Annotated in this window: 10 protein-coding genes and 1 tRNA gene; 3 read left to right on the forward strand and 8 right to left on the reverse strand. The window is 43.0% G+C overall.

What is annotated here, in order from left to right:
• Positions 1 to 26: 26 nt before the first annotated feature.
• From AACU19_RS16365 to actS, 8 genes are all read right to left on the reverse strand, one after another.
• Positions 27 to 2,087 (reverse strand): EscV/YscV/HrcV family type III secretion system export apparatus protein, encoded by a 2,061-nt coding sequence (locus AACU19_RS16365; RefSeq protein ID WP_000482504.1) that lies wholly within the window; start codon positions 2,085 to 2,087, stop codon positions 27 to 29.
• The gene (locus tag AACU19_RS16370) at positions 2,080 to 3,225 is read right to left on the reverse strand and encodes a YopN/LcrE/InvE/MxiC type III secretion system gatekeeper (RefSeq protein WP_023141999.1); all 1,146 of its coding nucleotides are present in this window, start codon (positions 3,223 to 3,225) and stop codon (positions 2,080 to 2,082) included. The genes AACU19_RS16365 and AACU19_RS16370 overlap by 8 nt, the downstream gene beginning before the upstream one ends.
• A 4-nt stretch (positions 3,226 to 3,229) precedes the next feature.
• Positions 3,230 to 4,933, reverse strand: a complete 1,704-nt coding sequence (gene sctC / locus AACU19_RS16375) for a type III secretion system outer membrane ring subunit SctC (RefSeq protein WP_000694676.1) — start codon at positions 4,931 to 4,933, stop codon at positions 3,230 to 3,232.
• The gene (gene eivF, locus AACU19_RS16380) at positions 4,930 to 5,679 is read right to left on the reverse strand and encodes a type III secretion system transcriptional regulator EivF (protein ID WP_000568778.1); all 750 of its coding nucleotides are present in this window, start codon (positions 5,677 to 5,679) and stop codon (positions 4,930 to 4,932) included. The genes sctC and eivF overlap by 4 nt, the downstream gene beginning before the upstream one ends.
• Before the next feature lie 345 nt (positions 5,680 to 6,024).
• Positions 6,025 to 6,204, reverse strand: coding sequence for a GhoT/OrtT family toxin (locus AACU19_RS16385; RefSeq protein WP_001352966.1), 180 nt, complete (start codon positions 6,202 to 6,204; stop codon positions 6,025 to 6,027).
• A gap of 65 nt (positions 6,205 to 6,269) precedes the next feature.
• Entirely contained in the window at positions 6,270 to 7,880 is a 1,611-nt protein-coding gene (locus tag AACU19_RS16390; protein ID WP_000676910.1) for a glycoside hydrolase family 15 protein, read from the reverse strand.
• Between the two features lie 232 nt (positions 7,881 to 8,112).
• Positions 8,113 to 8,186: transfer RNA gene (locus AACU19_RS16395), tRNA-Gly, on the reverse strand.
• A 78-nt stretch (positions 8,187 to 8,264) separates the two neighbouring features.
• On the reverse strand, positions 8,265 to 9,020 hold the full coding sequence (actS, locus tag AACU19_RS16400; RefSeq protein WP_105278291.1) for an amidase activator ActS: 756 nt from the start codon (positions 9,018 to 9,020) through the stop codon (positions 8,265 to 8,267).
• Between the two features lie 415 nt (positions 9,021 to 9,435).
• Here actS and xdhA point away from each other — a divergent pair, with 415 nt between their 5' ends.
• The 3 genes from xdhA to xdhC are packed head-to-tail and all read left to right on the forward strand — an operon-like array spanning position 9,436 to position 13,098.
• Entirely contained in the window at positions 9,436 to 11,733 is a 2,298-nt protein-coding gene (gene xdhA, locus AACU19_RS16405; protein ID WP_105278292.1) for a xanthine dehydrogenase molybdenum-binding subunit XdhA, read from the forward strand.
• 10 nt (positions 11,734 to 11,743) lie between these two features.
• Entirely contained in the window at positions 11,744 to 12,622 is an 879-nt protein-coding gene (xdhB, locus tag AACU19_RS16410; protein WP_105278293.1) for a xanthine dehydrogenase FAD-binding subunit XdhB, read from the forward strand.
• Positions 12,619 to 13,098, forward strand: a complete 480-nt coding sequence (xdhC, locus tag AACU19_RS16415) for a xanthine dehydrogenase iron sulfur-binding subunit XdhC (protein WP_001016584.1) — start codon at positions 12,619 to 12,621, stop codon at positions 13,096 to 13,098. Before xdhB ends, xdhC begins: the two co-directional genes overlap by 4 nt.
• The last annotated feature ends 3 nt before the right edge of the window (positions 13,099 to 13,101 follow it).

Consider the following 13,101-nt stretch of genomic DNA (forward strand, 5'->3'; position numbering starts at 1 on the left):
CATGCTCCATATCGCAAGACATTATCCTAAATAGTTTTCAGAATATTAACGGGAACATTTTCCGTTAGTTCCCCGTACGAAAGTACTTCGAGGTCTCGATAACTAGATTCAATAAGTTTTTTGATAAAACGACGAATATCCACAGATCCCAGTAAAATAATGTCTTTAATAGGAATATTGATTCCAGAAAGTGCCAGTTTAAAATTATCCAGAATCATCTCAGCTTCGGATGCATCGAGATTAAGAAAAGTACCGCCAGCGGTAGGCCTGACACCATCTCTGATTCTGTCCTCTATTTCAGGCGAAATCACAATTGCTTTAATTTCTCCAGAATATGAAAACTTATGGCAAATGTAGCGACCTAATGCACCTCGTACATGCTCAACGAGTGTAATTATATCTTTCTCTCGTGGGCTCCATAATGCTAAAGCCTCCATAACTAAACGCATATTGCGCACTGAAATTCGCTCCTGGATCAGACGCTGAATTACCTCTGAAATGCGCTGCACGGTTATATATCTTAATATTTCTTTTAATAGATCAGGATACTTCATCTCTAATTGATCAAGAATATATTTGGTTTCTTGTATACCAAAATACTCATTAATATTATGAGCCAGACATACAGATAAATGATTGTACATTTCATCCATGGCCGTGCGTGTATAACAGCCAATTTTTGTTAATTTTTGGGCATCACTTTTTGTAACCCAATAATATTGTTCACCATTACTATTTACGATGACAGGTTTCTTGATCAAAGTCGAAACCACTTCATCTGAATATTCAACCAACAAGACAAGATCATGATAAATTTTAAATTGCGAGGCTCTGACTTCATTTAGCATTAATATGACATCTTCATCATTAAGGCCTTCCCCCTCGCGAATGACAATACCGGGAATACGGATACCATACTCAATAAAAAACTGACTACGAATCCTATCAGCAAGATTGATTTCAGTGTATTTTTTAGCCTGTACACTATTCATAATCAAAACCAAGGGTACCGTTTCGGTAATAACCTGATCAAGTTTATTAATAATACCTAATGAAATATCATCATCCTGATTATAGGGTTCCAACCCAACGGTGATATCTCCCTCAACAACCGTTTCTTCAACCCCTTTCTTTTTGAATTTAAAGTAAAAATAAATTCCTAAGATTACTGCCAAACATAAAAACACAAGAAGGGGAAAACCTGGAAGCAACCCAATACTTAGCGCGAGGACACATGTCACAATAATGACAAAAGAATTACTTAATAACTGGGACATTATATTTTGCCCCATATTATCACTATCGCCATTCACGCGCGTTACGATAAACCCTGCGCTAATAGCAATTAATAAAGCTGGAATTTGAGAAACAAGACCATCACCGACGGTAAGAATTGTGTAGACGGTCAACGCTGTCGAGAAATCCATTCCATTTTGGCCTACTCCTACTGATAGCCCACCGATAATATTAACAAAGATAATAATGATGTTTGCAATAGCATCACCTTTGATAAATTTCATCGCACCATCAAAGGAACCATACAGCTGACTCTCTCGCTCTAATACGCTACGACGTTCTTTTGCTAAATCTGCATCAATGATCCCGGCGCGTAGATCGGCGTCAATACTCATTTGTTTACCTGGCATACCGTCAAGCGAAAAGCGGGCAGCAACTTCAGCCACACGTTCCGAACCTTTAGTAATCACGATAAACTGAACAATAGTAACAATGGAGAAAATAACGAAACCAACTACCAGGCTATCTCCAATAACGAATTCACCAAAACTCGTTATAATTTCTCCGGCGTCCGCCTCAAGAAGTATAAGTCGACTGGTACTGATCGCCAGCGCCAAACGAAATAACGTTGTGATGAGGAGAATTGATGGGAATGAAGAAAAACTTAAGATCCTATCAACATAGAATGATCCTAAAAACACAAGTATTGCCAATGTTAAGTTCAGCCCAATCAAAAAATCGATTAAGTAGGTGGGCAATGGAATTATGAGCATGGCGATAATCATCACCATTAATCCAAGAATTATTAATTCTGGATGACTCCTTAACCCTATCAAAACTTTGTTAAACATTGAACATTACCTTCTTCCATGGTTTTTTATTTTGTTTTTTATTACTGTTTTGTGTATCAAAGAGCTCTACTGCAAATGTTACTTTTATTGCCTGTTTACAACACTCCCTAATCTCTAATAATTGTTCATTATTAATAAAAAGTGAAAATGGAAGATTTGTACATCCGCTGTAAATCGCCTTCAGGAGTAACGTTTTGTCTTTATAATTAGCATCTGCGGGTAGGGTTACCAGTGCATTTTTCAGGAGTTCCTCTGCAGTCTCAGGAAATTTTATTAACGATATCAGAAAAAATATCCAGTAATCTTCTGCGCTAATAAATTTTTTAATTATTGGGTTATTCATTAAAGTTTTCAGAAATAAAGCCTCTGCCGACTGAAGAGACAATAGTTGTGACAACTTATTGAGAAACATACCAAATTCCAATGATGAACAACTCGCATCAAGTGCATTTATATCTGAGAAAAGCGTCTCTTTGATAAATTTTGTCACTAGCATTCTATTTTGATAGCCATAACTACCAATCCATTCTACATAAGTATCTACAGCATCGTCTTCTGCCATTAAAAATTGTCGATAACTTGCCCTTAGTAATTTTGGATTTAATGACAACGCCTGGCCAAATAACTTTGCTTTTAATGCCGAGTTAATGCCACTATTAATGAATTTTTTAGTAGTCTCTTGATTAACTTTTCTAAGTAATGCTTCAGCGTTTAGCCGCACATTTTCAGATATTTGTTTTTTACGTAAAATTGCACGTAATACAACCACCAGATCGCTTTCATCTGGAAATAATTTTTTAGCAAAGCTATACACTTCATAGTCATGGGTAGTTGCTGCCTTAAGCGCCTCCATGACTTTATCGGTTTTTTCTATTGGCTGATCTTCCAGGACATATTCTTCTCCGTCCAGAAAGTTGGCCAGTTGTTCTTCGTAGATTTTTTTCTTCATAAACTGCGTTAACGCTGCTGACATCTCGTCAGTAGCTTGTAAGAATCGAGCTTCTTTACCGGCGGGATCATCTCCCATTTTAGGCATTTCAGCTTCAATATCTTCATTATCTTCTGTGATAATGTCCTCTAAGCGAGAAACTTCTCTGGCTCTTTCTAATACACCGACATGCTCTACATGAATCGCCATTTCACTATCCTCCGACGACTTCACGATTCAGGTAAGTTTTTATCCATTTCTGCAGTAATTCATCGTTGATTTCTTTATTTTTTGCCATTTGCTGTGTTATTGCTCTGGCGTCAACCGCAGCCTCATTCGCATTATTCATCATGCGCTCATCGATCTCTCTTGGCTCAATAAGAAAGACACGAACGATGTTATTCGCATTTGTTCCTTCATATCCAAATAATTTACCAATAAATGGAATACTGCCTAATATTGGTATCTTGCGACTTTCATAGGTATTCGTATCTCGTGTATATCCACCAATCAAAAGACTTTTCCCTTGAGGCACGCGCGCAATAGTACTTATAAGCGTTCTACCAACCTGAGGCAGATCATCAACATTGGTCTTGTCGGAATTGATTTCATTGCCATCTTCAATATTCAAGAGTAATTCAATTTGATTTCGCGAAGCAAATCGTGGTAGCACGCTAATCATCGTACCATAGGTTACTTCATCCAACTCCGCAGTACGCTCGCCGACTAATTTAGTATAGAAAGTACGGTTATTATCAAATATAGCAGGAATATTCTCCTGTGTTAAAACGACAGGACGAGCAACAACGGCGGCTCTTCTTTTTTGCGCAAGTGCCTGTATTGTTGCAATAAACTGTGTCCCATCCAGGGTACTAATTGAACCTGAATTATTAAATGATGCACTTAGGCTGGATCCAATTTTTATCGTGCCCGACCAGTCAGCTCCTAACTGTTCTAGATCAGTCTTATCAATATCTATTATCCATAAAGATAATTCAATATGTCGCTTTGGAATATCGAGCGTAGCTACTAACTTCTCGATAAAATCAACCTGAGATACTGTTCCTTTAACAAGTAAACTGTTGGTATCAGGATATGCAATAATTTGTATATCGTCAGTCTCTGGCGCTCCAGCTGTCGATATTATTTTCTCTACTTGTAGGTCATCATCTTCTTCAGCACCAGGAAAAGGAGGCATACGTGATACGTTTTTTAGTTGTTGACGACTTGAAATTTCAGAAAGTACGTTAACCCCAGTGCTTTGCTTAATGTTATTATTTAACAACGTCGATAGTACTTTTGCCATGCCAGGAATAACTATCTTTTCGCCACGTAATTCATAAGTCCGGTCATTAACGAATGTGTTGACCAGGTGAATAATACCTACTTTATTGCGTCCGATCTCAATGCCATCACTGTTTTGCTCCATTAATTTTGCAGCATTAACGACCAGGTCAACATAAACCGGTGGCCCCGATACATAGAAAGTACCATTGCCGCCCCCTTTAATTTCATAACGAGAGTTATACAGACCCGATTTTTTTAAAAAATTATTAAACTCATTCGTCGATACCTTTCTCAGATTAATCAGCGCATTACGCATCTCTGATGAGTCATAGATATAAATAGCTTTGCCATCATCGTACCAAATAAGTCCCATCTGTGCCGACAGGCGTTCAATCAAGGCATAGGGTTCGGTTAAATCAAAATTTCCGCTGATCTGTTTCTTCATGGCAAGCTTACTTACTATTGTAGGCTTACCCGCATATGATGAAACCGTTTCAAAAAAACTACGTAGATTTTCTTTATTTGCTACGTATCCATTCGCTGCTGCGGCATATGCACCAGGAGTCAATAATCCATTAAAAATGCATAAGGCTGAAATTAATATAATAGTAATACGTAATTTTATTTTCATAACTTTTTACATAGTTCTCTCGGTGTTTTTCCTAACCGGCTTTTTACTTCGGCTGAAAAGTGTGATGAGGATGAGTAGCCATATTTATGCGCAATAGTTGTCATATCACTGTTTCCTTCAATGATTTCCAACACGGCTCTGGCAACTCTCCAGCCACATAATTCCGTTTTAACTTTACCACCCAATGCATAACTACATAAACGGCGAAAATGTGAATACGATACGCCGTAAAGCTCACCAAGATCATAGAGTGAAGTCTGTATGAGCGATTGCGATAATAAATAGCGAACCAGTTTATAGCATTCTGTTTTTCTTAGATGCTGAAACAGAATTTCATTAATATTATCGCTGCTCAGATAAGTGGCTAAAAACCAGGCTTCACTTGCAACTTTACTGAATAGCACAACTTCTGATGCAAAGGGCAAGGCATCAGCAAACAAGTCATGGTGTTCCCTTTCCACACTCCCCGTTGATTCATCTATAAAAGCTAATAATTTACTCAGGATATCAATGCGAAGTGGATGATAAATTACTTTCCCTGCAGTTACCTCAATTTGGCTTCGGTCAATGAGCAGTAATATGTCTTCCACTACCATTAATTTTTGATGGTTATTACCAATCGTAATAACAAGGGTTACATCCTTGTTTTCATTTCCCCGTAAGAACCACATTTCAGGGTCCAGTAGGGTTAACTTCTGTCCTTGAAGCAAAACATTCATTGGAAGTAACAGCCCTTCTTCAATCATGTTTCATCTCCTTATTCCATATTCTCATTCTCCATAAACTTGCAATAAAAACATGATTAAAAAGTGATGATTCCTATTTATAAAATAATGATTCTGTTATGAGCGAATAGCTATCAGCCACTTACAGTAGTAAGTCATCCTGTCCATATACAGAATTGCAACTGTTGATATGTTTTACTTAAACATACCCCGTATTTCTTATAACACTTGTTTGGTGACTATTTTCAATAAAAATCATATTTGTTAGTTACACATTAACGCACTGCGAGTGTTTTGTTACTCCCCGCATATATTTTATTCTCTTTTTCGATTCTATTTTTCTTAATCGTTCATATAATTTTCTTGTTAGTCGGATTTACGAATTATGATACTTATGATGGATGGAATGAGGCTAAGCGGCCAGGTCAACCCTGTAATTACTGCAGCAAACAACCGATATGTTACTTTTTCTTCCGAGAAGATAAATATTAAGGTCGATGTCACAACCAGACCTATCAGGTAAGCTAACAGTAATTTATTGATCACTTTTACCTCCCTTACGATTTCTCTTTGAGCGGTCCTTTTAATCCAGGACCGCCTCATTATGAAAACTATTTAATTCCCTCATCATTGATAAGGTTGGACATTTCTTTCAACATAAGAGTCATTGAGGCTTTCGACCAGTTTAGCGGAATGATAGGGCTTGGCGCTTCATGCAAAGTTCCTGACTTGTGGATATAGTTATAGCTTTCGGGAAGTGCCATTTCAGGTACGCTCCTGCCATTTGCACCAATCATATTCTCGCCTGTTATTTGGGCCAATGATCTATTCATAAATTGCACTGAGTCATTCAAATATTCTTCTTTTCTTGATTCTTTATAAACAATTGCTGCTGATTTTGCATACCATGAGTCAAAAAACCATTCTGCTTCTGTTGATGGAATGAAGCTCTTTTCTCTTTTCGCATGTGAATTTTCATCAGTATCAGTTTTAATATCATTGAACCAAAAATTTGCCGACTGATAATTATCCTTCTCGTATCTTTTTATACCATACGGACCTGCTAGTTTTTTAACTATTTTTAAAACTTGCTCTTTTCTTCTGGTATTTATCTTTGAAAGATTTGCAGGATAAATAACATTAAGTAAGGCCGCATCAGCTTCTCTGTAATGTTTATCTTTTTCCAGATAACCAGGAGATTCTCCCCCTAAATCAAGCTGTAGCGTTATTCTTTCATAACCTTTATCTATGAGGTGGTTCAACCTCGTTGTTGAAAGTGGTTCATCCAGTTCATTGGCTTTAGCTTCGCGTAGTAAATCAGAGATAAAAACAGAGTCTTTCTTCGAGAGTAGGTTTGACAAACGTTCCAGTCCAGAGGTCACCAGTGCAACGGAAGATGTGTTTAATCGGGCATCTTCCTCCCACGCTCCGGAATCTTCCATAACATAGAAATTGGCTTTATCCAGATAAGCAATCAGCAGCGCAACCGATTTTAATCGGTCACCTTTTTGCCAATCTTCAGCGTTAATAGTACCAGTATTGATTGCTTGTATAAGGAGATCAAGATAAAGACCTAACGCATCATTTTGTTTATGGTTCCACAGCTGCGGCTTGCCTTCTTCCTGCACATCTGCCATCACGGGGGAGTTGCTGTCAAATCGGATATGCACAGCATTCATTTGCCCGGGAATTCCATCCAGTCGTTTTGGGTTGCTAATGACGTCCTGCATCCGCTTAATCTGGTCGGGCGTAGACATATAATCCCACAGGGTGAGCAGAATCTTTTTTGCAGCTACCCTATTTTCCTGATCTGATACTAATGCCATATAGCCCCATAAACTATCCCTCAGCCAGACAGCATCATAGTGGGTTTCTGCCGCTGTTTTGTCATCTTCGAAAGTAGAAGCAAGAATAAACGTTCCCCAGGGTTTCTCCGTCAACGTTAACTTTCGTGTGTTTTCTGTTAATGTTAGCAATCCTTGAATTTCGTCTTTGGTATAGTGGCTCTTTATTTCATTTTGTAATTTGGCTGAGTGAATCAGAAGACGATAATTAGGATACTTATCTGGATTTAACGATAAATAACTTTTATCTGTTGCTGCCCCCGTGGAATTAAGAATGTTAAATACAGATTCACTCGTCACTTCTGCCCCTGTCGCCTGGCATGTGCCGCATGAAAATATACCAGCGAGCAGAAGAGTTAATGCAGATTTCCCTTTCATAAAAGATTCCATCAATCGTTTGTTAAAAGCGTAGATAACCACTTATTTAACAACTTGAAAATAAGGTATTTTACCTGGGTTGTTACAAATGGATTGCATTGCGTAAACGCTTTTATTTACAAAAAAATGGGGAAGTATTACGGCGATTGCGAAAAGTCTGAAGCGATTGAATTAAGATAATATAGAAAATCAGATACAACAAAAATGGCAGGTTGATGAGGTGAAGATAAATTGGAGCGGGCGAAGGGAATCGAACCCTCGTATAGAGCTTGGGAAGCTCTCGTTCTACCATTGAACTACGCCCGCTTCGAGATGCGTAAGGCATTATAAACCTTACGCTCTCCTTAGCAAGTGCCGCGCTGCTGACTGCTGATTAATTCGCCATCAGCATTTTGGCTTGCTGCCCTGAGGCGGCAAGTAACGCAGCGGATCAATTGCCGTTGCACGGTAACGAATCTGGAAATGCAGGCGAACAGATGCCGCATCAGTGCTCCCCATGGTGGCGATTTTTTGCCCAGCCTTCACGCTTTGCCCATAATTTACCAGCATCGTGTCATTATGGGCGTAAGCCGTAATGTAATCTTCACTGTGTTTAATCATGATGAGATTACCGTAGCCACGCAGCTGGTTGCCCACATACACCACCTTTCCTGCACCCGCGGCGTAAATAGGTGTACCCCGTGGAGCAGAGATATCAATCCCTTTATTGCCGCCATCAGCTGTCGAATACGGCATGATAACTTTCCCTGTCGTTGGCCATAACCAACAACGTTGCCCTACTGGCGGCCAGGAAGATTTCGGTACCGCTGATGACGGTGTAACCGATGCGGTTTTGGTCGTTGATTTGGCGGTTGCTTTACGTGTACTACTGCTATTTTTCGCCCCACCCAGTTTTAGTTTCTGACCAACTTCAATGGTGTAAGGGGGTGAAATGCCGTTCAGTCGCGCAAGTTCTTTTACGCTGGTTCCCGTGGTGCGCGAAATACGATATAGCGTATCCCCCCGTTTCACGGTGTAAACGGAGCCGGAATACGTTCCTGTATCGGATGATTTGCTACCCGAACAGCCCGCCAAAAGCAGTCCAATCGATAAAAACATCACGATACCCAGAGATTTTTTATTCAGGCGTCCCGCACTCAAAATCTTTCCTCGCTTAAAAAACAAGACGCCATATCATAGCAGCCAGCCTCTGGATACCCAATCTCTCGCTTCTGGAAAAACGAGGTAATTGAGAAAGAGATTAATTTCATTTGGCAAAGGGAAGTATCATCAGCAAAATATTTGCTGTGGTGGTATCGAAGTTCCTGACTCTTTTACCCTATTTCCCATCCTGCTGCGTAATAATCCTAATTTATCACATTGATTTTATCGCCACTCATATTGATACGTATCACTGTCCCTATTCAAAGTCCTGTTTCGTATCGTATCTGTATTTTTTTAACGTCATCACACTTCCTTCCTCCCCTAACGTTTATCGTCGTTTCTGGCGTAAATCTTGCCTGCTTAGACTAAATCTTTGCCATAAGAACCAAATGTTCAAATCGAGGGGATTTCTATGGAAGCGCGGGAAGCAACCGCTACGGGTGAATCATGCATGCGCGTCGATGCCATTGCTAAGGTCACTGGGCGGGCACGATATACTGACGATTATGTTATGGCGGGCATGTGTTACGCGAAATATGTACGTAGCCCTATCGCACATGGTTATGCTGTAAGTATTAATGATGAACAAGCCAGAAGTTTGCCTGGCGTACTGGCGATTTTTACCTGGGAAGATGTGCCTGATATCCCATTCGCTACAGCGGGGCATGCCTGGACACTTGACGAAAATAAGCGCGATACCGCCGATCGCGCACTACTAACTCGCCATGTTCGTCATCATGGTGACGCAGTTGCCATCGTCGTGGCCCGTGATGAACTCACGGCAGAAAAAGCGGCGCAATTGGTCAGCATTGAGTGGCAAGAATTACCCGTTATCACCACGCCAGAAGCGGCGTTGGCAGAAGATGCTGCACCAATCCATAACGGCGGCAATTTACTAAAACATAGCTCGATGTCGACGGGCAATGTCCAACAAACAATTGATGCCGCCGATCACCAGGTCCAGGGGCACTATCAGACGCCGGTCATTCAACATTGTCATATGGAAAGCGTGACATCGCTGGCATGGATGGAAGATGATTCACGAATTACCATCGTTTCCAGCACCCAGATCCCGCACATTGTTCGCCGCGTGGTTGGTCAGGCGCTGGGTATTCCCTGGTCATGCGTACGAGTCATCAAACCGTTTGTCGGTGGCGGTTTTGGTAATAAACAGGATGTGCTGGAAGAGCCCATGGCGGCTTTTCTGACCAGCAAGCTCGGCGGCATTCCGGTGAAAGTTTCCCTTAGCCGTGAAGAGTGTTTCCTCGCAACCCGTACTCGCCACGCTTTTACTATTGACGGGCAAATGGGCGTAAACCGAGACGGAACGTTGAAAGGCTATAGTCTGGATGTTCTGTCTAACACAGGTGCTTATGCATCTCACGGGCACTCCATCGCTTCTGCGGGCGGGAATAAAGTCGCTTACCTTTATCCTCGTTGTGCCTACGCTTACAGTTCAAAGACCTTTTATACCAACCTCCCCTCGGCTGGTGCGATGCGCGGTTATGGCGCGCCACAAGTCGTGTTTGCCGTTGAGTCAATGCTTGATGACGCCGCGACAGCGTTAAATATTGATCCTATTGAAATTCGTTTACGCAACGCTGCCCGCGAAGGAGATGCTAATCCGCTCACGGGCAAACGTATTTACAGCGCAGGGTTACCGGAGTGTCTTGAAAAAGGCCGGAAAATCTTTGAATGGGAAAAACGCCGTGCAGAATGCCAGAACCAGCAAGGCAATTTACGCCGGGGCGTTGGCGTCGCCTGTTTTAGCTACACCTCTAACACCTGGCCTGTCGGCGTAGAAATAGCCGGCGCGCGCCTTCTGATGAATCAGGATGGAACCATCAATGTGCAAAGCGGCGCGACGGAAATTGGCCAGGGTGCCGACACCGTGTTCTCGCAAATGGTGGCAGAAACCGTAGGGGTTCCGGTCAGCGACGTTCGCGTTATTTCAACACAAGATACCGACGTTACGCCGTTCGATCCCGGCGCATTTGCTTCACGCCAGAGCTATGTTGCCGCGCCTGCGTTGCGCAGTGCGGCACTGTTATTAAAAGAGAAAATCATCGCTCACGCCGCTGTCATGCTACATCAGTCAGCAATGAATCTGACCCTAATAAAAGGCCATATCGTGCTGGTTGAACGACCGGAAGAGCCGTTAATGTCGTTAAAAGATCTGGCGATGGACGCTTTCTACCACCCTGAACGCGGCGGGCAGCTCTCTGCCGAAAGCTCCATCAAAACCACCACTAACCCACCGGCATTTGGCTGTACCTTTGTTGATCTGACTGTCGATATTGCGCTGTGCAAAGTCACCATCAACCGCATCCTCAACGTTCATGATTCGGGCCATATTCTTAATCCGCTACTGGCAGAAGGTCAGGTACACGGCGGAATGGGAATGGGCATTGGCTGGGCGCTATTTGAAGAGATGATCATTGATGCGAAAAGCGGCGTGGTCCGTAACCCCAATCTGCTGGATTACAAAATGCCCACCATGCCGGATCTGCCACAACTGGAAAGCGCGTTCGTCGAAATCAATGAGCCGCAATCCGCATACGGACATAAGTCACTGGGTGAGCCACCCATAATTCCTGTTGCCGCTGCTATTCGTAACGCGGTGAAGATGGCTACCGGTGTTGCAATCAATACACTGCCGCTGACGCCAAAACGGTTATATGAAGAGTTCCATCTGGCAGGATTGATTTGAGGATAACATCATGTTTGATTTTGCTTCTTACCATCGCGCAGCATCCATTGCCGATGCAATAAACCTGCTGGCTGACAACCCACAGGCCAAACTGCTCGCCGGTGGCACTGACGTACTGATTCAGCTCCACCATCACAATGACCGTTATCGCCATATTGTTGATATCCACAATCTGGCGGAGCTGCGGGGAATTACGCTGGCGGAAGATGGTTCGCTACGTATCGGCTCTGCAACGACATTTACCCAGCTCATTGAAGATCCTGTAACTCAACGTCATCTCCCGGCGTTATGTGCTGCGGCCTCGTCCATTGCTGGACCGCAGATCCGTAACGTCGCTACCTACGGTGGAAATATTTGCAACGGGGCCACCAGCGCGGATTCTGCCACGCCAACGCTAATTTATGATGCGAAGCTGGAGATCCACTCCCCGCGCGGTGTTCGTTTCGTCCCGATTAATGGCTTCCACACCGGACCGGGCAAAGTGTCCCTTGAGCATGACGAAATCCTTGTCGCCTTTCATTTTCCGCCCCAGCCGAAAGAACACGCAGGCAGCGCGCATTTCAAATATGCCATGCGCGATGCGATGGATATTTCAACGATTGGCTGTGCCGCACATTGCCGACTGGATAACGGCAATTTCAGCGAATTACGCCTGGCATTTGGCGTTGCCGCGCCAACGCCGATTCGCTGCCAACATGCCGAACAAACTGCACAAAATGCGCCATTAAACCTGCAAACGCTGGAAGCCATCAGCGAATCAGTCCTGCAGGATGTCGCCCCGCGTTCTTCATGGCGGGCCAGCAAAGAGTTTCGTCTGCATCTCATCCAGACGATGACCAAAAAAGTGATTAGCGAAGCCGTCGCCGCGGCGGGGGGAAAATTGCAATGAATCACAGCGAAACAATTACCATCGCATGCACCATTAACGGGATACCTTTTCAGCTTCACGCCGCGCCAGGCACGCCGCTCTCGGAATTACTCCGCGAACAAGGGCTGCTAAGCGTCAAGCAAGGTTGCTGCGTGGGTGAATGTGGTGCCTGTACGGTGCTGGTCGACGGTACTGCGATAGACAGTTGCTTATACCTTGCCGCCTGGGCTGAAGGCAAAGAAATCCGCACGCTGGAAGGTGAAGCGAAAGGCGGAAAACTTTCTCATGTCCAGCAAGCTTATGCGAAATCCGGCGCGGTGCAGTGCGGGTTTTGTACGCCTGGCCTGATTATGGCTACCACGGCAATGCTGGCGAAACCACGCGAGAAGCCATTAACTATTACGGAGATTCGTCGCGGCCTGGCGGGAAATCTTTGTCGCTGCACGGGGTATCAGATGATTGTAAATACAGTTCTGGATTGCGAGAAAACGAAGTAAAAG

It is taken from the genome of Escherichia sp. MOD1-EC4550, assembly GCF_963876935.1.
In the GTDB taxonomy this organism is placed as follows: domain Bacteria; phylum Pseudomonadota; class Gammaproteobacteria; order Enterobacterales; family Enterobacteriaceae; genus Escherichia; species Escherichia coli_F.